Genomic DNA, 18,757 nt, shown 5'->3' on the forward strand with positions numbered 1-18,757 from the left:
CACCCGCCCCGCCCCCCGCACCGAGCAGAAACACGCCCGCCGACGGCAGGAACGCAACCGCAACCGACTCCGCAACGCCGTGAACGGCGTCGCCCCACCCAAGGCGGAGGACACTCCACCGCCGTTCTGACAGGCGCCGGACGCCGCGGCGAGCGGGGGCGATCAGCCCTGCTCGCCCCGGAGCCGAGCGTGGAGGTCGGCGCGGGCGCGACGACGGTCGTCGTCGACGGCCGCGATGTCCAGGTTGACCTTGCGCCGCAGGTTCTTGAACAGGACGAGCGAGAGCGGGAACGCCACGACGAGCGCGAACACCAGCGCCACGATGAGCGGGAAGTCGACACCGACCAGGGCGGCCACCCCGAGGATCACGGCCGTGACCACCGCGACGAGTCCGAGCCGGGCGACGGTGTACAGCGCCAGGTCACGGGCCAGGCGGCTCTTCGGCGATCCCGCGGCGGGGGGAGTCGAATCGGGCTGTTCGGGCGCGGTCATGGTGCCCAGATTACCGGTCCGGGCGGGTGCCCGAGTGATCCGATTTGTCCATTACCTCCCCTTTACCAACACGAGAACAGTCGAGTACCCGGGGGTTCCGGTGTCACCATGGCGTCGACACCGCGGGCACGGACGCCCGCGGCACGCGACGCACGAAGGAGCGACCACGATGAGCGCACCGGCTTACTTCCCCACCCAGGAGAACCTGCTGACCCCGGGTCAGGTGGCGGCGCTCTTCCACGTCGACCCCAAGACCGTCACGCGCTGGGCGCACGCCGGCCGACTGGGCTCGCTCCGCACGCCGGGCGGCCACCGTCGCTTCCGCGAGTCCGAGGTCATGAACCTCCTCACCTCGCTCACCACCGAGGCCCACGCCTGACCGGAGCGTCGTTCCCTCGCCCCGCGTGAATTCTCAGCATCTCGAGAGGTTCACGCGGGTGCCACCTGTCGGTCACGCGACTACTCTCGGTCGTGGAGGTGCGTGATGATCTACGTGTTGGCTCTGATCGGACTCGTGGTCGTGGCCGTGCTTCTCTGGAAATCGTTCGGCCCCGAGACCGGGGCACCCAGAGGACGCGTGACCGGACCCGACGACGACCCGGAATTCCTGTGGCGCATGGGCCGCGACGCCGCTCGCGACCGTCGCCGGGGCACCGATCGCCCGGAGGCAGGGACCACCGGGACCGACCGTCCCGAGACCGACTGAGCCCCGAGACCGACTAGCGCGTGACCGCCGGGAAGCCGGCGGCCACCGCGGCAGCCGTTTCGAGCAGAGCCACGCGGGTGGCCGGCGCCAGCACGTCGAGGTTCACCACCGACCCTTCGGCGAGGTGCGTGTCGTAGGGCAGTACGCGCACCGCGCGGCACCGTTGCCCGAAGTGATCGACGATGCTCGACACGTCCACCGTCTTGCTCTCCGGCCGCGCCAGGTCCACGACGGTGACGGCTTGTTCCACCAGGGGCCCGTAGCCGTGGGCGTCCAACCAGTCGAGGGTTGCCGAGGCGCTGCGCGCACCGTCCACCGACCCCGACGCCACCAGCACGATCGAATCCGCGTGATGCAGTACTCCGCGCATCGCGCTGTGCAGCAATCCCGTTCCGCAGTCGGTGACCACGATGTTGTAGAAGCGCTCCAGCACACTGAGCACGCTCTCGTAGTCCCGCGCGTCGAACGCCTCGGACAGCGTCGGATCCGTGGAGGACGCCAGCACCTCGAGCCGGTGCGCGTTCTGGGACGTGAACGCCCGCACACCGCTGTAGGACTCGATGGAATGCGTGTACTGCAGCAGATCCCGCACGGTGCGGTCGGTCTCCACCGGCACCCGCGTGGACAGCGTTCCGCTGTCGGGGTTCGCGTCCACCGCGATCACCCGGTCGCCCCGCACCGACGCGAACGTCGACCCCAGGGCGGCCGAGACCGTCGTCTTCCCGACGCCACCCTTCAGCGAGAGCACCGCCACCCGGTGACAGCCCCGCAGCGTGCTGTCGACCTGCCGTTCGAGGGCCAGCCGGCGCTGTTCGCGCGCACTGTTGCCGACGTTGACGCGACCCCCCGTCGCGTCGAACAGCGTGCGACGCCACCCGCCGGTGGGCGGCGGCGCGACCGGGCGCAACAACCGTGACGTCGTCAGCTCGTGGGCCTGGCCCGTCGGTCCGTCGGTCACGCGGCTCCTCCCCCAGCCGATCCCGACCGTCCCGGCGTCACGCCGAGCGGTCGGGTCCGGTCACCTCAGGTCAGGCCCGCGTACGAGTGCAGGCCGGACACCACCATGTTGATGATGAACAGATTGAACAGCATGGCCACGAACCCGGCGACGTTGATCCACGCGGCACGGGTGTTGCGCCACCCCGACGTGGCCCGTGCGTGCAGGTACGCGGCGTAGACGACCCAGGCGATGAAGGACACTGTCTCCTTGGGGTCCCACCCCCAGAAGCGTCCCCACGCCGCCTCGGCCCAGATGGCGCCGAGGATCACGCCGGCGCCGAACAGCGGGAAGCCGATGATGGTGGTCTTGTAGGCCAGGCGGTCGAGCGTCTGCGCTGCGGGGAGACGACGCGCGAACCGTGCCAGCGCGCCGGAATTCCCGGCGGACTCGGTCCCGGTGAACCGCATCTTCAGCAGGAACAGCAACGACGCCACACCGGCGACCAGGAAGATGCCGCTGCCGACGGAAACGATGGTGACGTGGATCGGCAGCCAGTAGGACCGCAGCGCCGGGACCACGGGCGCGGCGTCCGCGTAGAGCACCGTCGCCGCGAGGAACATCAGGACCATCACCGGAACGACGACGAACACCTGGGTGTGGCGCTGCCCGCGCAGGGCGATCAGGCCCGTCGCGACCGCGGCGGCGCACGCCATGGTGACGAACTCGTACATGTTGCCCAGCGGGAATCGGTCGGTCGCCAGCCCGCGCAACACGATCGAGGTGACCGTGAGGATCAGACCGAGGACGACGAGGGCGTGGCCCATGCCGCCGTACTTCTCCGACTTCGGACGCGACGGGGTCGGAGCGATGCGGCCGGGCACGTTCGCCGCGATGGGCGCGGCGGAACGGGCGGTGTCACCGGCCGCGACCAGCTCGCGCTTGCGGTCGTCGGCGGCGACGGTCCGAGTCGCGAACTGCGCCATCAGGAACACCGAGGCGAGAACGAACACTCCGAACGCGGACCGGAACGACCAGTCGCTGAACTGCGCCAGCGTGTCGTCGATCGGCATGACTACTCCTTCTTCGCGGTGGGTGAGGGCGAATCGGCATCGAGCAGGCGCTCGGCGAGACGGTCGAACTCGTCACCCCATCCGGCCTGATCGGTACGCGCCAGGCCACCCAGTTCTACTACGGTACGTCGTGGATCGTCCGCCGGGTAGACACGCACCCAGATGCGGCGACGCTTGATCACCAGCGAGACCACCAGACCGGCCATCATGGTCAGCGCCGTCACCAGCACCCAGGTCTGCGCCGGGTCGTGGCTGACCTGCAGGTTGACGAACTCCTCGGCCCCGTCGAACCGCACCTGCGTGCCGTCCGCGAGGGTGGTCGACTCGCCCGGCGTGAGGTTCACCCGGTCCTGCTTGACCAGCCGTCCCTGCTCGACCAGCACCTGGCTGAGCGAGAACAACGACTGCGGGTTGCCGGTGTCGAGACCGGTGTCGCCCTGGTAGATGTCGACGGCCACGGCCGGGTCGTTCGGCGCCGGGAAGCTCGAGGACAGCAACGTGCCGTGGAACGACGCCGTGGGGGCGAACAGCCCCTCGATGGCGATCTGGTTCTTCCGCCGCTCGGTGCTGTCGGGGTAGAGCCCGCCGGGCGGATCGAAGCGGTGCACACCCGACGACAGGAACGTGGTGGCGTCGGTCGGCTCCCACTGCACGGTCTCGGTGCGCGTCTCGCCGTTGGGGAACGTCACGGTGAACGTCGGGGCGTAGCCGTGGCCCTGCAGGTAGACCCGGTCGCCCGCGACGCGCAGCGGATGGTTGACCTGCAGCACGTCGTCACGCCAGGTGTCGGTGACCAGGTCCGCGCCGGACTGGTACTCGATGTTGGACGTGAACTGCTCGGCCTGGCCGTTCTCGAGGTAGTCGGCGCGGAAGTCCTTCACTCGCACGCATAGCGGGGTCAGTCCGGTGCCGTCGATGAGGTTGCCGGCCCGGAACGAGTCGAACTGTGCGGGCGAGGTGGTGCAGATGCCGGGCCCGTCGTTGGCGATGACGACGACGTTGCCCTCGTAGCTGAACAACTTGCCCGCCGCGATCGCCACCAGCAGACCGACCAGCGACAGGTGGAAGACCAGGTTGCCCGCTTCCCGCAGGTACCCCTTCTCCGTCGACAGCGTCAGCGCCCCCGTCGGCCGCGTCGGTCCCGCTGCCTCCTCGCGCCGCGCCGTGCGCCAGCCGCGCATGCGCTCGGCGACGCGGTCGAGCACCTCGGCCGGGGTGCCGTCGACCTCGACGGTGCGGTGGTGCGGCAGACGCGCCAGGTTGCGCGGCGTGGCGACGGGCGGGGTGCGCAGCGCGCGGGCGTGCTCGACGCAGCGCGGCAGGATGCAGCCCACCAGCGAGACGAACAGCAGGACGTAGACCGCGGTGAACCAGAAGCTGCCGAACACGTCGAACAGCTCGACCCGGTCCATGAGCGGCCCGAGGGTCGGGCGATCGGCGATGTACTGATCGACCTTCCCGGCGTTGAGGCTGCGCTGCGGCAGGAGGGCGCCGGGGATCGCGGCCAGCGCCAGGAGGAACAGCAACACCAGCGCGGTGCGCATGGACGTCAATCCGCGCCAGGTGTTGCGGACCGCGGCCACCGCACGGCCGCCGACGGACTGCCGCGGCGGGCGCGGCTCGGCGGCGGGACGGGACTCGGTGTCTGTACTCATCTCGACTTCTCGACTGTGGTGGGTGGATCGGGTGGGTGGGCTCAGATGGGCAGGGTGGTGCCGGTGACGACGCCGTCGCGAACCCAGCTGACGAAGACGTCCCACGCCCCCGTCACCAGGGCGACGCCGACGGCGACCAGCGTGACGCCGCCGATGACCTGGACCGTGCGGGCGTTCCGACGCAGCCAGCCGACGCCGCGCAGGGCGCTGACCGACCCGAACGCGAGGATCACGAACGGCAGACCCAGGCCCAGGCAGTACGCGACGATCAACACGACGCCGCGCGCAGCGGTGGACCCCTCGGTGCCCGCGGTGAGGGAGATGACGCCGGCGAGCGTCGGGCCGAGGCACGGCGTCCACCCGAGCGCGAAGACCCCACCGAGCAGCGGCGCTCCGGCGATGCTGCCGATGCGGCGCGGCTCGAGGCGAGTGTCGCGCTGCAGGGCCGGGACGAGCCCGAGGAAGACCAGACCCATCGCGATCGTGACGACACCGCCGATGCGTTGCAGCAGTTCACGATTGACCGCGAGGGCCGAGATCAACCCGAACACCGACGCGGTGGCGAGGACGAACACCACGGTGAACCCGAGGACGAACAGGCCCGCCGCACCGGCGACGCGTGCCCGGCTGCGGACCGCCGTCGTCGTCGACCGTGCCTCCGACGCGGTGACGGCCGGGGCGTCCGCGCCGACGATGCCGGCGAGGTAGGAGAGGTAGCCGGGCACGAGCGGGACGACACAGGGCGACGCGAAGGACACCAGCCCGGCGAGCACGCAGGCTCCCAGCGCGAGCAGCAGCGGCCCGGAGGCCGCGGCGGACTGGAACGCCTCACCCATCACTCGCTCCCGTCGGCCGGTTCCGCGGCGATGCGCTCGACGACGGGCTGCAGGTCACCCGCGAGCAGTTCGGTGAGGAAGATGGCGGCGACGCGGTGCTCCCGGTCGAGCACGATCGTGGTGGGGACGACGGTGGTGGGGTAGTTCGCGCCGAGCGCAAGGAGGCTGCGGAAGCTGGGGTCGTAGATCGACGGGTACCCGACGCCGTTGTCGACGACGAAGTCCTGCGCCTTGTCCTTCTGCAGGTCACGGACGTTGATGCCGAGGAACTGCACGCCCTGATCGCGGGTGGCCTCGTAGACCTGTTCGAGGTCGTCGGCCTCGCCGCGGCACGGACCGCACCACTGCCCCCAGATGTTGATCACCACCACCTGGTCGGTGAAGTCGGAGAGGGCGGTGGTCTTCCCCTCCTCCATGAGGTCCGGGCCCTGCAGGTCCCCGACGGTGCCGCGGTCGGCCGGAGGGTCGTAGAAGATCGAGGTCTGCCCGCCCGGCGAGACGAACTCGAACGTGCCGCCCTGTGCCACGGCGTCGCTGCCCGTGGCGCAGCCGGTGGCGACCACCGCGAGCGACCCGGCCGTCAGCACCGACGCCAGAACACGGGCCGCTCTCATGCGCCGGTCTGCCGAGGATCGGACCCGCCCGCCGGCTCCGAGTAGACGATGTCGACGAGGGTGTCGCCCTCGTAGACGAGCGAGGTGAGCGAGGCCAGGCCGCACTGACGGTGGCGCGGGTCGTGCCAGAGCCGGTCGCCCTGCAGGAAACGGCGCAGCGTCCACACGGGCAACTGGTGGCTCACGCACACCGCCTCGTGCCCGACGGCGGCGACGCGGGCCGCGTTGACGGCGGCCAGCATGCGATGCGCGATCTGCAGGTACGGCTCGCCCCACGACGGCGTGAACGGATCGCGCAGCTTCCACCAGTGCCGCGGGCGGCGCAGCGCGCCGTCGCCGACCGCCACCTTCAGTCCCTCGAACTCGTTCCCGGCCTCGATGAGGTTCTCGTCGGTCTCGATGGTGAGCCCGAACGCCGACGCGAGGGGCGCGGCCGTCTCCTGCGCGCGCTGCAGCGGCGACGCGACCACGTGGGTGACGTCGTGACCGGCGAGCGCGTCGGCGACCTTCCGGGCCTGGGCCTGCCCGTTCTGCGACAGCCGGAAGTTCGGCAGGCGGCCGTAGAGGATGCCGCCGGGGTTGTGGACCTCGCCGTGCCGCAGCACGTGGACGATGGTCCGCGTGTCGGCGTGCGGGTGGACTCCGGCGGTGTCGGGGACCGGGTTGCTCGAGACGGGGTTGCTCGAGGCAGGAGTGGTGGGGTCGGTCACGATGTCGGCTCCGTTGCGTGGGCCGCCGCTCGCGCGGCGTGCGGGGCGGCGTCGGCGATGATGTCGAACGCGCGGTCGTCGAGGGCGGCCGAGACGAACCACGCCTCGAACGCGCTGGGCGGCGGGTACACCCCGCGCGCGAGCAGCGCGTGGAAGAACGCCGGGAACCGCCAGGTCTGCGCGGCCTTGGCGCCCGCGTAGTCGATCACCTCGTCCTCGGTGAAGAAGACGCTGACCATGTTGGCGGCGTACTGCACGCGGTGCGGGACGCCCTCCGCGGTGAGCGCGTCGCCGAGGATGGTGCCGAGTCGCGTGGCGTTGGCGTCGAGGGCGGCGTAGACACCCGCGTCGGCGTGCCGCAGCGTCGTCAGGCCCGCCGCGACGGCGACCGGATTTCCGGACAGGGTGCCGGCCTGGTAGACCGGGCCCGCCGGCGCGAGGTAGCGCATGACGTCGGCGCGCCCACCGAACGCGGCGGCGGGCAGCCCGCCGCTCATGACCTTCCCGAACGTGTAGAGATCGCCGGCGACGCCGTCGACGCCGAACCAGCCCGACGCGCTGACGCGGAAGCCCGTCATGACCTCGTCGACGATCAGCAGCGCGCCGCCGTCCGTCGTCACTCGCTTCAGGCCCTCGTTGAACCCGGGCCGCGGCGCGATCGCGCCCATGTTGCCCGCGGCGGCCTCGGTGATGACGCAGGCGATCTCGCCGGGGTACTCGGCGAAGACGCGCTCGACGGCGGAGAGGTCGTTGTAGGGGACGACGATCGTGTCGGCCGCCTGCGCGCCGGTCACCCCGGGCGTCGTCGGCAGACCGAGCGTCGCGACGCCCGACCCGGCGTCGGCGAGGAGCGCGTCGACGTGCCCGTGGTAGCACCCGGCGAACTTCACGATCTTGGTGCGGCCGGTGAACCCGCGCGCCAGACGCACGGCGCTCATGGTGGCCTCTGTGCCCGAATTCACCAGGCGGACCTCGTCCACAGGGTCGACTCGGCGCACGATCTCCTCGGCCAGCTCGATCTCACCGAGGGTCGGCGCACCGAACGACAGGCCCGTCGCCGCCGCCTTCTGCACGGCCTCGACGACGGCCGGATGTGCGTGCCCCAGAATCATCGGACCCCAGGAGGAGATGAGGTCGACGTACTCGGTGCCGTCGGCGTCGCGGAGGGTGTATCCGCTGGCCTCGGCCATGAAGCGGGGGGTTCCGCCGACCGAGTGGAAGGCCCGGACGGGCGAGTTCACCCCACCCGGAATCACGGCGGACGCGCGCGCGAAGAGTGCGGCGGAGCGGGCGGTGGACGGGTCGGTGTCGGATCCGCTCGAAGTGCTCACCACTCCAGTGTTTCACAGCAGACGGAGTGCTCCCCCGCCCGAACGAGCGGTCTACTCACTCCAGTAGTAGTTGCATCCACGTCAGATCGAGCCAGCGGCCGAACTTGACCCCCACCTGCGGCATCACCCCCACGACAGCGAAGCCGAACTTCTTGTGCAGCGCGATCGACGTGGAGTTGGTCGACTCGATTCCCGCGACCATCGCGTGCAGCCCGTCGGTACGGGCGCGCGCGATCAATTCGGCCATCAACGCGGTCGCGACGCCCCGGCGCAGGAAGCCGTCCGCGACGTACACCGAGTTCTCCACGGTGAGCCGGTAGCCGGACTTGGGTCGGTACTGCCCGTAGGAGGCGTAGCCGGCGACCCGGCCGTCGATCTCGGCGGTGAGCACCGCCATCCCCGCGTCGCGACGCCCGGCGAGCCACGCCTCCCGCTCGGCGAGGTCGACGAGCTCCTCGTCCCAGATGGCCGTCGTGTCCGCGATGGCGGCGTTGTGAACGAAGAGGATCTCGGGAAGGTCGGCCCGGACGGTGTCACGAATCAGCACCCGGCGAAGGCTAGTGCGCGGACTCACTCGCAGGGCGCCGAGGTTTTGGTTACCGTCGAGTATGACCACCACCGAATCCGCCGACACACTGGCGAAGCACCTGCGTAGGACGCTCGACGGCCGCTGGCGCGATGTGCGCGAGCAGACGCGTGAGCAGCTCTCCCGGCACGAGTTCGCGCCGCACTACACGCCCAACACCGCGATCGCCCGCACCAAGGCGACCGAGCAGCTGCGCATCCTCGCGGCGGCGGGTGCGGCGGAGTCCGGGTTCGCGAAATCCGTCGGCGGCACCGGCGACATCGGCGCCGCGGTCACCATGATCGAGATGCTCGCGATGTCGGACCTCTCGCTGATGGTCAAGGCGGGCGTGCAGTGGGGCCTGTTCGGCGGCGCCATCGAGAACCTCGGGACGCAGCGCCATCACGACGAGTTCATCAAGCCGCTGATCGACCTCGAGACGTTCGGCTGCTTCGCCATGACCGAGACCGGGCACGGCAGCGACGTCCAGTCCATCGGCACCACCGCGACGTACGACCGGGACACGAAGGAATTCGTGATCAACACCCCGGACAAGTCCTGTCGCAAGGACTACATCGGCGGCGCGGCCGAGGCGGCCAAGTACGCCACCGTGTTCGCTCAGCTGATCACCGCCGGCCCCGGCGAGGAGCCGGAGAGCAAGGGCGTGCACTGCTTCGTGGTGCAGATCCGCGACGAGAACTTCGGCGAGGACATGCCCGGCGTCACCACGTACGACATCGGCTACAAGGGCGGCCTGCCCGGCGTGGACAACGGACGCATCGCGTTCGACCACGTCCGCATCCCCCGGACGGCCATGCTGAACAAGATCGCCGACGTCGCCGAGGACGGCAGCTACTCCTCGGACATCGACAACCCCAACCGGCGGTTCTTCACCATGCTCGGCACCCTCATCCGCGGGCGCATCACGGTCGGCGGTTCGGCGGGTGCCGCCGCTCGTGTCGCGCTCACCATCGCCACGCAGTACGCGTTGCAGCGCAAGCAGTTCAGCGCGCCGGGCACCGACGAGGAAGTCACGATCATGGACTACCTGGTGCACCAGCGGCGTCTGCTGCCGCTGATCGCCAAGTCCTACGCCCTGCAGTTCGCGCAGAACGAGCTGGTGTCGAAGATGCACGACATCCAGAGCGCCGAGGATCCCGACGCCGACGAGCAGCGCGAACTCGAGGGCCGCGCCGCCGGCCTCAAGGCCGCCAACACCTGGCACGCCACCCGCGCCATCCAGGAGTCGCGCGAGGCCTGCGGCGGCGCCGGCTACCTCGCCGAGAACCGCCTCATCGCGCTCAAGGCCGACTCGGACGTGTTCACCACCTTCGAGGGCGACAACGTAGTGCTGACCCAGCTCGTCGCCAAGGAGCTGCTCACCGCCTACGCCCACGAGGTGCGGTCCTTCGGGGCGGCCGACTGGGTGCGGTTCGCCGCCGAGACCGTCGGCGACGTGGTGAAGAAGCGCACCGCGGCCGCGCCGATCATCCAGACCCTCGTCGACAGCCGGCAGGACAACGAGGAGGAGGGCTCGCTGTTCAACCGCGGCACCCAGATCGCGATGTTCGAGGACCGCGAGGAGTACCTCATCTCCACCGCGGCCCGCCGCCTGAACGGCCTGTCCAAGAAGATGAGTCAGTTCGACGCGTTCAACACGGTGCAGGACCACATCCTCCACGCGGCCACGGCGCACGTCGATCGCGTGATCCTCGAGGCGTTCGTCGCCGGAATCGACAACTGCGAGGACGACGACGCCAAGGAGCTGCTCGGCCAGGTGTGCGACCTCTACGCGCTGTCGGTGCTCGACGCCGACAAGGCGTGGTTCATCGAGCACCGGTACATCTCCACCGAGCGGTCGAAGGCCATCACCCGCGGCATCAACGAGCGCTGCCGCACCCTGCGTCCGCACGCGCAGACGTTGATCGACGGGTTCGGCATCCCGGAGAACCTGCTCGGCGCCGCCATGCTCGCCGACGACGAGCCGGGTGAGGTGAAGGAGTCCGTGAAGGCCTGATCTTCCCGGCCTGATCCTCCCGGCCTGATCGTCAGGAGCGAACGAGCCGCGCAATGGCATCGGACGCTTCCTTGACCTTGGCCTCCGCCTCGGGCCCACCCTCGCGGGCTGCGTCGACCACGCAGCCCGCGAGGTGGGCGTCGAGCAGTTTCAGCGAGACCGACTGCAGCGCCTTGGTCACCGCGGAGACCTGGGTGAGCACGTCGATGCAGTAGCGGTCGTCCGCCACCATCCGCGAGATGCCCGCCACCTGACCCTCGATGCGGCGCAGTCGCTTGAGAAGATCGTCCTGGTCGAAGCTGCTCATGCGACGAGGGTACCCCCTGGGGGTATTTCCGCGTCGGGCTACGCGCGGCGTCGCAGTCGCAGCAGCAGGTGGACCCCCACGGCCGCGGCGATCACCGCACCGGCCACCCACGGGCCGGAGAACTGCGTCAGCGTCCACGTGAACGTCGTCGACCCGCCCGCCTCGGCGGGAAGCGTGACGACCTCCGAGGTGGGAGTCGACGTCACGCCCCGCTGCCACAGCAGGAGAGCCGCGACGAACGCGACCAGAGCCAGTGCCGCGTGCACGGCCGCACTGCCGCCACGGCGCGTCACGGCCGCACTGCCTCCACGGCGCGTCACGGCCGCACTGCCGCCACGGCGCGTCACGGCCGCACTGCCGCCACGGCGCGTCACGGCCGCACCACGCGCAGCAGGTGCTCCCGCAACGCCTCGTCGTCCTTCGCCCACGCCTGCACCACTCCCTGACCGCGCAGGCGCAGCCCCACCGCCGTGCGACCCCGCGGCACCCCGCTGAGCTCGCCCAGGACGCGTGCGCTCTGCCACTTCTCGAGGGTGTTGCCGTTGGCGGCGTAGTTCGGCTCCGGGTACACCTCGGCGATGTCCGCCACGGCGACGTTCTCGGTGCCCTGCGTCAGTTCGTCGGCGGTGAGGATCACCGTCACGTGGCGACGGGCGGCGACGATCTGCACGGCCGTGAACCCCATGAGGACGACGGCGATCACCGCGAGGGCGACCCAGTGCACCACCGGGCCCGTGGTCAGCTCCACGATCAGGGCGACCACGCAGAAGATCGGCCCCCAGGCCAGGGCCCGCCAGCGTGCGCCCCACTCCACGAACAGCACGTCCTCGGGGGCGGTCACGGCGCGTCGTCCTCTCCCGCGGCAGGGGTGAACCAGGGCGCCACGGACGGCCGGTAGACCAGCAGGGAGCCGACCACGAACGTCAGGGCACCGACGGTGGCGAGCAGCGGCACGACGGCGAACCCGATGAGCACCGAGCCGAGCAGGAAGAGCGCCGCGAGCGCCGACAGCACCATCAGGGCGCGGCGGAAGCGGGCGTCGCCGCGGCGGCAGGTGGGACCGGCGAGGAACCCGACGCCGGCGCCGACCGCCACGAACAACGCACCCACCGTGCGGAGGATCGTGATCACGCCGTCGGCGTCGGACGCGTCACCGCCGCCGTCGAGGATCTGCGTGCGCAGGGTCGAGACGGGGAACGTCAGGGAGAGCAGGCCCAGCAGGACGACGGCGACCGCGCCGACGACCCAGGCGACGAGCGCCACGGTCACGAGAGTGGGGCGGCCGGTCGGAGCGGCGGGGAGTTCGGCAGGCGTGCTCACGCCCACCATCCTGCCGAACGGCGACTCACCCCAGGACGGCAGGCAGGAACACGGAGGCGGCCATGAGGATGCCGGTCACCACCACCACGAGGAGCAACCACAGTTCACGGCGCCCGCTGCGGCAGGGGACGGTGTGCATGCGGTGTGGGTGCGAGTGGTGTGGGTGCGAGTGCCCGGAGCTCACGCTGCGGCGGTTCTCGATGTTCGCGGTCAACGTGCGTCCTCCCCCGGCTCGACCGTGCGTGTGACACCTGTCACGGTACACCCGGGTCCGCGCGTCGCACAATCGGCGTCGGCGCAGGTCGGGGGCGGGTTCCGGGGGTCGAGACGACGCGAACGGCGTGCGTCAGGCCGCGGCGAATCCGCTGGCCACCACCAGGATCACCACCACCACGGCGGACGAGAGCAGCAGCAGCGCGAAGATCTCCGCCGCCCAGCGCCGTCGCTCGCCGGACCCCCGGCCGAGCTCCCCGCGCCCGTACTCGAGTTGTGCCATGACTACCTCCGCCGATGCCGGATCCGACCCGAGCTCAGCGTAACGCCACAGGTGTAACTCGAGTCACATCCGTTGCAGGCGTGTCGTCAGGCGCGTCGACGCAGGAAGTACTCCGTCGACTCGCGCCGGTGCATCAGGTACACCGCACCCGCGGCGGCGACGGCCTGGAGGATGCCCAGGATCGTCGTCACGACGGCCGTGGCGCCGGAGACGCCGCCGAGGCCGAACAGGGACGGCAGCGTGGTCACCACGACCACCACGCCGATCGCCGTCAACACCGCTCGCGCCCACAGCTTTCCGGCGCGCATCTTGCGCACGACCAGCCAGACCAGCGCGGTGATCGCCGCCGCGAACAGCAGCGCGAATCCCATCGCCACGGTGAGCACGGTGTCCGCGGTCTCCGGCGGCAGGGCCAGCGACGGGTCCTGCGCGGTGACGTCGGCCATCAGGGCGTCGACGAACACGTCGCGGTCGGACCAGATGGACCACAGTCCGACGAGCATCGACGCCACCCCGAGACCGATGACCACGATCCACAGGTGGCGGGAGGTCTCGATGTCGACGGGAGCGGGGTCGTGCTGCGGGGGCGGTGCGGGCTGCATCGCACTCGGCGGCAGGCCCTCCGGGTGCCAGTTCCCCTGCGGCTGCGGGTTCCCGCCCGGCGGCCGACCTTCCGGATGCCAGGGCGGCGGGCCGAACGGCGGATCGTCGGTCATCGCGCCAGCCGTTCCGCGACCTCGGTGGCCCAGTAGGTGAGCACGATGTCGGCACCCGCGCGGCGGATGCCCAGGATCGACTCGTCGATGGCGGCCTCCCGGTCGATCCAGCCGCGCTCGGCGGCGGCGGTGATCATCGCGTACTCCCCCGAGATCTGATACGCCGCCACGGGAACCGGCGAGGCGTCCGCGACCTCGCGCAGCACGTCGAGGTAGCTCATGGCGGGTTTGACCATCACCATGTCGGCGCCCTCGGCGACGTCGAGGTCCAACTCGCGCAACGACTCCCGGCGGTTGGCCGCGTCCTGCTGGTAGGTGCGGCGATCGCCGCGCAGCGTGGAGCCGACGGCCTCGCGGAACGGGCCGTAGAAGGCGGAGGCGTACTTGGCGGTGTAGGCCAGCTGGCTCACGTCGGCGAACCCGGCGGTGTCGAGCCCTTGCCGGATCGCGCCGATCTGGCCGTCCATCATCCCGCTCGGTCCCAGCACGTGCGCGCCCGACTCCGCCTGTGCCACCGCCATGTCCACGTACCGCACCAGGGTCGCGTCGTTGTCGACGCTGCCGTCGGCGGCGAGGACGCCGCAGTGTCCGTGGTCGGTGAACTCGTCGAGGCACGTGTCCGCCATGATCACGGTGCCGTCCCCGAATTCGTCACGCAGGCGCCGCAATCCGCGGTTGAGGATGCCGTCGGGATCGGAGGCCTGCGTGCCCTCGCCGTCCTTGTCCTCGGGCTTCGGCACGCCGAAGAGCATCAGGCCGCCGACGCCCGCCCGCACCGCGCGCTCGCCGGCCTCGGCCAGCGAGTCCAGCGTGTGCTGGTGGACGCCGGGCATCGACGAGATCTCCCGCGGGGCGTCGATACCGTCGGCGACGAACATCGGCAGCACCAGATGCCGTGGCTCGAGCGAGGTCTCGGCCACCAGCCGCCGCACCGCGGGAGTGCGGCGGAGGCGACGGGGACGATCGATGGGGAACATCGGCTCAGCGCCGCCGCGACTTCTTGCGCGGCGGAGGCAGCGCACCCTCGGCGCGCAGCCGCGCCGCGTGCTCGGCCAGCGCCTCGACCAGCGGACCGATCTGCGCCGTCTCCGGCTGCACGTCGACGCGCAGACCGAACTCGACGGCCGTCTCGGCGGTCTTCGGTCCGATGCAGGCGACCAGCGTGCGGGCGTGCGGCTTGCCGGCGATGCCGACGAGGTTGCGCACCGTCGAGCTCGACGTGAAGCAGACCGCGTCGAACCCGCCGGTCTTGATCATCTCGCGGGTCTCCGCGGCGGGCGGTGCCGCGCGGACGGTGCGGTAGGCGGTGACGTCGTCGATCTCCCAGCCGCGCTCGCGCAGCCCCTCCGCCAGCGTCTCCGTCGCGATGTCCGCACGCGGCAACAGGACTCGGTTGACCGGGTCGAACACCTCGTCGTACGGCGGGAAGTCCTCGAGCAGCCCCAGCGAGCTCTGCTCACCGGAGGGCACCAGCTCGGGATTGATGCCGAACGAGCGGACCTTGTCCGCCGTGGCCTCGCCGACGCAGGCGATCTTCACGCCGGAGAACGCGCGGGCGTCCAGACCGAACTCGGCGAACTTCTCCCACACGGCACGCACCGCGTTGGTGGAGGTGAACACCACCCACTGGTAGCGACCGTCGACCAGGCCCTTGACCGAGCGCTCCATCTGCGCCGGGCTGCGGGGCGGCTCGACGGCGATGGTCGGCACCTCGATGGGGATGGCGCCGTGGGTGACCAGTCGATCGCTCATCTCCGCGGCCTGGTCCTTGGTGCGCGGCACCAGCACGGTCCAGCCGTACAGGGCGCGAGACTCCCACCAGGACATCTTGTTCCGCTGCGAGACCACCTTGCCGACCGTGACCACCAGCGAGCCGACCAGCTCGGAACCGGCGTCGTTGAGGGTGGCCAGGGTCGCCTCGACGGTGCGTTGCTGACGGGTCGTGCCGCGCACGGTGATCGCCACCGGAGTCTGCGGCGCGAGGCCGTGTTCGACCAGGGCACTGGCGGTCTCGGCGAGGTGACCGGCGGTGGCGTGGAGCACCAGCGGACCCGGCGCGGCCGCGAGCGACGCCCAGTTGACGTCGCCGCGCACGTCGGCCTCGGTGTGTTCGGAGCCCAGCGCCATACCCGCGTAGCTCGGCACGGCGGAGCCGGCGGGCAGGCCGGGGACCACCTCGAACTGCACCGAGGTACGCGCCACGGCGGTGACCTCCGCGATGACCGAGTCGGTCGTCAGCGGATCACCGGAGACCAACCGCACCACGTCGTGGCCGTTCTTCGCCTCGGCCACCAGGGTTTTCGCGACCTCGGCCGGTTCGCCCAGCGCCGGACGCACGTCCACGCCGGTGTCGCCGTTCTCGTCGGCCGGTCGACGCACGGCCGACCCCACCATCGCGACGACGCCCTTGTCGACGTCGGGGTCGGTGAACGCCAGCTCGGCCACGGCGAGCGCCTCGCGGGCTCGCACGGTCAGCAGTGCCGGGTCGCCGGGCCCGGATCCCACGAACAGGATCCGACCCGGGGTGTTCTTGCGGACTCGGCTCATCGTTGGTTCTCCAGTGCGTTGTTGCGGTAGCGGGGATCAGGCATTGCCGCTCCCGGTGGTCGTGCTCGCCGCGGTCGGCGACGATGCGGGTTCGGTGACCTCGACGAGGTCGCGGGCGCCGAGGTCCAACAACTCTCGGGCGACGGACCGCCCGAGGGCCTCGGCGTCCGCCACGGCGCCGACGGCCGACGCGCGGACGACGTCCGACCCGTCGACGGCCGCGGCGCAGCCACGGACCGACAGTTCCTCGATCACCCGGCCGTCGTCGTCGAGCGAGTCGACCACCTCGGCGATCGCCCCGACCGGCGCGGTGCATCCGGCCTCGAGCTCGGCGAGCAGCGCGCGTTCGGCCGTCACGGCGGCGCGGGCCGTCGCGTCGTCGAGTTCGGCGAGGACGGCGGCGAGATCGGCGTCGTCGCTGCGACATTCGACCGCCAGCGCACCCTGCGCGGGTGCCGGCAGGAACTGCACGGGCTCGAGTGCCTCGGTGACCACGTCCAGGCGGTCGATCCGGGCCAGTCCCGCGCGGGCGACGACGACGGCGTCGAGCTCGCCCGAAGCGACCTTGCCGATGCGGGTGTCGAGGTTGCCGCGCAACGGCTGGACGTCGAGACCCAGTCCGAGAGCACGCAACTGGGCGATCCGGCGCGGGGCGGACGTACCGACGGTGGCGCCGGGCGGCAGGGCGCCGAGCACCAGGCCGTCGCGGGCGACGAGCGCATCGCGCGGATCCTCGCGTGCGGGGATGGCGGCCACGGTGAACCGCGGGTCCTGCGCCGTCGGCAGATCCTTGTACGAATGGACGGCGACGTCGATGGTGTTGTCGGCCAGCGCTTCTCGGAGCGCCGCGGTGAACACGCCGACGCCGATCTGCTGGACCGGTGCGGCCGACTTGTCGCCCGCGGTGGCCACCACGACCAGCTCGGTCTCGACGCCGGCCGCGGTGATCGCGGCGCGCACGGTCTCCGCCTGCGTGGTGGCGAGCAGACTGCCTCGCGTCCCGACGCGGATCACGCGCTTGTCCAGCGCGGCTGCGGTGGCGGTCATTCGGTCACCTCACGGGAGACGGTGAAGTCGTCGGCCAGGGCGGCACCGGGGTTGTCGGTGTCGACGGCGGCGACCTCCATCGGCGACGCCACGGCCTGGACGGTGGACGGCGAGAGCTCGAACAGCTCCCGCAGCGCCTCGGCGTAGGAGTCCCCGCCGGGCGTGGTCGCGAGCTGCTTGACCCGCACCGTGGGCGCGTGGAGCAGCTTGTCGACGACCCGGCGGACGGTGCGCGCCACCTCGTCACGCTGCGGGTCGGCCAGACCGGGCAGCCGCGAATCGAGGCGCAGGAGTTCGGCTTCGACCACCTCGGCCGCACGCTGCCGCAGCGCGGTCACCGTGGGGGTGACCTCGGCGAGACGCTGGCCGGAGAGGTAGGCGGCGAGTTCGCGCGCCACGATGTCGCGGGCGGCGCGCTCGTCGGACGCCGCGGCGCCGGCGGCGGGATCGTGCTGCAGCGTCGCCATGTCCAGCACGGTCACACCGGGCAGTCCGGCGACGGCGGGCTCGACGTCGCGCGGCAGGCCGAGGTCGCAGACGACCAGCGGGCGGGCGGCGGTGTCGCGGCGGGCGAGCGCATGGTGCACGTCGGCGATGGTGACGACGGCGCCCACCGCGCCGGTACAGGTGACCAGCACGTCGGCGTCGGCGACGGCCTCGGCGAGGTCGTCGAGCGTGACCGCCGACGCCTCGACCCCGGCCTCGGCGGCCGTGGCGGCCAGCCGGGCGCCGCGATCCGCGGTGCGGTTGGCCACGGTGACGGCGCCGATACCGCTGCGGACCAGGTGCGCGACGGACAACCCGCCCATGGCCCCGGCCCCGAGCACCACGGCGCGGCGGCCGGCGAGGGACCCGAAGACGTCGGCGGCGCGGTCGAGCGCGACCGACACCACCGACGCGCCGGCCTTGTCGATGCCCGTCTCCGAGTGGACCTTCTTGCCCACGCGCAGGGCCTGCTGGGCGAGTTCGTGGAGCGTGCGACCCGACGCCTGCTGCGCGTCCGACGCGGCGTAGGCCGCGCGGATCTGACCGAGGATCTGCTGCTCGCCGACCACCATGGAATCCAGCCCGCCGGCGACGGCGAACAGGTGCTCGGCGGCGGCCTCGCTGTAGCGGACGTAGGCGTGCTTGGTGAGCTCGGCGAGATCGAGGCCGGAGTGCTCCGACAGGAGGGCGCCGAGGTCGGTCAGCGCGCCGTGGAAGGCGTCGACCACCGCGTAGACCTCCACGCGGTTGCAGGTCGAGACGATCATGACCTCGGAGACGTGCGACGAGGCCATGATCCGATCGGTGAGCTTCGGGCGGTCGGTGTCGCCCACGGCGACACGTTCGAGCACCGACACGGGAGCGCTGCGATGCGAGATCCCGAGAAGGAGAACACTCACGGA

At 71.2% G+C, this 18,757-nt stretch carries 22 protein-coding genes; 3 read left to right on the plus strand and 19 right to left on the minus strand.

The genetic code is table 11. The annotated features are described in order from the left end of the window. Positions 1 to 162 precede the first annotated feature (162 nt). The gene (locus tag HQ603_RS10070; protein WP_222684417.1) at positions 163 to 492 is read right to left on the minus strand and encodes a DUF4229 domain-containing protein; all 330 of its coding nucleotides are present in this window, start codon (positions 490 to 492) and stop codon (positions 163 to 165) included. Positions 493 to 661: 169 nt separating this feature from the next. On the opposite strand from HQ603_RS10070, the gene HQ603_RS10075 reads away from it, so the two are divergent. Continuing rightward, the gene (locus tag HQ603_RS10075; RefSeq protein WP_068099475.1) at positions 662 to 871 is read left to right on the plus strand and encodes a BldC family transcriptional regulator; all 210 of its coding nucleotides are present in this window, start codon (positions 662 to 664) and stop codon (positions 869 to 871) included. A gap of 105 nt (positions 872 to 976) precedes the next feature. Further along, positions 977 to 1,198, plus strand: a complete 222-nt coding sequence (locus tag HQ603_RS10080) for a hypothetical protein (RefSeq protein WP_222684418.1) — start codon at positions 977 to 979, stop codon at positions 1,196 to 1,198. Between the two features lie 13 nt (positions 1,199 to 1,211). On the opposite strand, the gene HQ603_RS10085 is transcribed toward HQ603_RS10080, so the two are convergent. The 8 genes from HQ603_RS10085 to HQ603_RS10120 all read right to left on the minus strand — a co-directional run bounded on the left by HQ603_RS10085 (position 1,212) and on the right by HQ603_RS10120 (position 8,901). Then, positions 1,212 to 2,156, minus strand: coding sequence for a MinD/ParA family ATP-binding protein (locus HQ603_RS10085; protein ID WP_308126451.1), 945 nt, complete (start codon positions 2,154 to 2,156; stop codon positions 1,212 to 1,214). 65 nt (positions 2,157 to 2,221) lie between these two features. Continuing rightward, a complete protein-coding gene (gene ccsB / locus HQ603_RS10090; RefSeq protein WP_222684419.1) occupies positions 2,222 to 3,208 on the minus strand; it encodes a c-type cytochrome biogenesis protein CcsB in 987 nt (328 codons plus the stop codon). Positions 3,209 to 3,210: 2 nt separating this feature from the next. Further along, positions 3,211 to 4,863, minus strand: coding sequence for a cytochrome c biogenesis protein ResB (resB, locus tag HQ603_RS10095; protein ID WP_222684420.1), 1,653 nt, complete (start codon positions 4,861 to 4,863; stop codon positions 3,211 to 3,213). Between the two features lie 41 nt (positions 4,864 to 4,904). Beyond that, positions 4,905 to 5,699: a cytochrome c biogenesis CcdA family protein gene (locus HQ603_RS10100; protein WP_222684421.1), complete on the minus strand. Its 795-nt coding sequence runs from the start codon at positions 5,697 to 5,699 to the stop codon at positions 4,905 to 4,907. Beyond that, positions 5,699 to 6,313, minus strand: coding sequence for a TlpA disulfide reductase family protein (locus tag HQ603_RS10105; protein ID WP_222684422.1), 615 nt, complete (start codon positions 6,311 to 6,313; stop codon positions 5,699 to 5,701). The genes HQ603_RS10100 and HQ603_RS10105 overlap by 1 nt, the downstream gene beginning before the upstream one ends. Next, positions 6,310 to 6,927 (minus strand): histidine phosphatase family protein, encoded by a 618-nt coding sequence (locus HQ603_RS10110; protein ID WP_308126457.1) that lies wholly within the window; start codon positions 6,925 to 6,927, stop codon positions 6,310 to 6,312. The genes HQ603_RS10105 and HQ603_RS10110 overlap by 4 nt, the downstream gene beginning before the upstream one ends. Before the next feature lie 92 nt (positions 6,928 to 7,019). Then, on the minus strand, positions 7,020 to 8,357 hold the full coding sequence (gene hemL / locus HQ603_RS10115) for a glutamate-1-semialdehyde 2,1-aminomutase (RefSeq protein WP_371831037.1): 1,338 nt from the start codon (positions 8,355 to 8,357) through the stop codon (positions 7,020 to 7,022). A 52-nt stretch (positions 8,358 to 8,409) separates the two neighbouring features. After that, entirely contained in the window at positions 8,410 to 8,901 is a 492-nt protein-coding gene (locus HQ603_RS10120; protein WP_222684425.1) for a GNAT family N-acetyltransferase, read from the minus strand. A gap of 61 nt (positions 8,902 to 8,962) precedes the next feature. Between HQ603_RS10120 and HQ603_RS10125 the strand changes: the two genes are divergently transcribed. Further along, entirely contained in the window at positions 8,963 to 10,936 is a 1,974-nt protein-coding gene (locus HQ603_RS10125; RefSeq protein ID WP_222684426.1) for an acyl-CoA dehydrogenase family protein, read from the plus strand. A 31-nt stretch (positions 10,937 to 10,967) separates the two neighbouring features. Here the strand turns inward: HQ603_RS10125 and HQ603_RS10130 are convergent, their stop codons facing one another. The 10 genes from HQ603_RS10130 to HQ603_RS10175 all read right to left on the minus strand — a co-directional run bounded on the left by HQ603_RS10130 (position 10,968) and on the right by HQ603_RS10175 (position 18,754). Then, on the minus strand, positions 10,968 to 11,243 hold the full coding sequence (locus tag HQ603_RS10130; RefSeq protein WP_068099465.1) for a metal-sensitive transcriptional regulator: 276 nt from the start codon (positions 11,241 to 11,243) through the stop codon (positions 10,968 to 10,970). Between the two features lie 38 nt (positions 11,244 to 11,281). Beyond that, on the minus strand, positions 11,282 to 11,617 hold the full coding sequence (locus HQ603_RS10135) for a hypothetical protein (protein WP_222684427.1): 336 nt from the start codon (positions 11,615 to 11,617) through the stop codon (positions 11,282 to 11,284). After that, entirely contained in the window at positions 11,614 to 12,084 is a 471-nt protein-coding gene (locus HQ603_RS10140; RefSeq protein ID WP_222684428.1) for a hypothetical protein, read from the minus strand. The genes HQ603_RS10135 and HQ603_RS10140 overlap by 4 nt, the downstream gene beginning before the upstream one ends. Then, positions 12,081 to 12,563, minus strand: coding sequence for a hypothetical protein (locus HQ603_RS10145; protein WP_222684429.1), 483 nt, complete (start codon positions 12,561 to 12,563; stop codon positions 12,081 to 12,083). Before HQ603_RS10145 ends, HQ603_RS10140 begins: the two co-directional genes overlap by 4 nt. Before the next feature lie 346 nt (positions 12,564 to 12,909). Next, positions 12,910 to 13,059 carry a hypothetical protein gene (locus HQ603_RS10150; protein WP_222684430.1) on the minus strand — a complete coding sequence of 50 codons (150 nt, stop codon included), beginning with the start codon at positions 13,057 to 13,059 and terminating at the stop codon, positions 12,910 to 12,912. An 86-nt stretch (positions 13,060 to 13,145) separates the two neighbouring features. Next, a complete protein-coding gene (locus HQ603_RS10155) occupies positions 13,146 to 13,775 on the minus strand; it encodes a DUF5336 domain-containing protein (RefSeq protein ID WP_222684431.1) in 630 nt (209 codons plus the stop codon). Further along, a complete protein-coding gene (gene hemB, locus HQ603_RS10160; RefSeq protein ID WP_222684432.1) occupies positions 13,772 to 14,752 on the minus strand; it encodes a porphobilinogen synthase in 981 nt (326 codons plus the stop codon). The genes HQ603_RS10155 and hemB overlap by 4 nt, the downstream gene beginning before the upstream one ends. Positions 14,753 to 14,756: 4 nt before the next feature. Further along, on the minus strand, positions 14,757 to 16,322 hold the full coding sequence (locus tag HQ603_RS10165) for a uroporphyrinogen-III synthase (RefSeq protein WP_222684433.1): 1,566 nt from the start codon (positions 16,320 to 16,322) through the stop codon (positions 14,757 to 14,759). Positions 16,323 to 16,358: 36 nt separating this feature from the next. Further along, positions 16,359 to 17,369, minus strand: coding sequence for a hydroxymethylbilane synthase (gene hemC, locus HQ603_RS10170; protein WP_222684434.1), 1,011 nt, complete (start codon positions 17,367 to 17,369; stop codon positions 16,359 to 16,361). Then, positions 17,366 to 18,754, minus strand: a complete 1,389-nt coding sequence (locus HQ603_RS10175; RefSeq protein WP_222684435.1) for a glutamyl-tRNA reductase — start codon at positions 18,752 to 18,754, stop codon at positions 17,366 to 17,368. Before HQ603_RS10175 ends, hemC begins: the two co-directional genes overlap by 4 nt. Positions 18,755 to 18,757: the final 3 nt, after the last annotated feature.

Source organism: Rhodococcoides corynebacterioides, from assembly GCF_019834675.1.
Taxonomy (GTDB): Bacteria; Actinomycetota; Actinomycetes; order Mycobacteriales; family Mycobacteriaceae; genus Rhodococcoides; species Rhodococcoides corynebacterioides_A.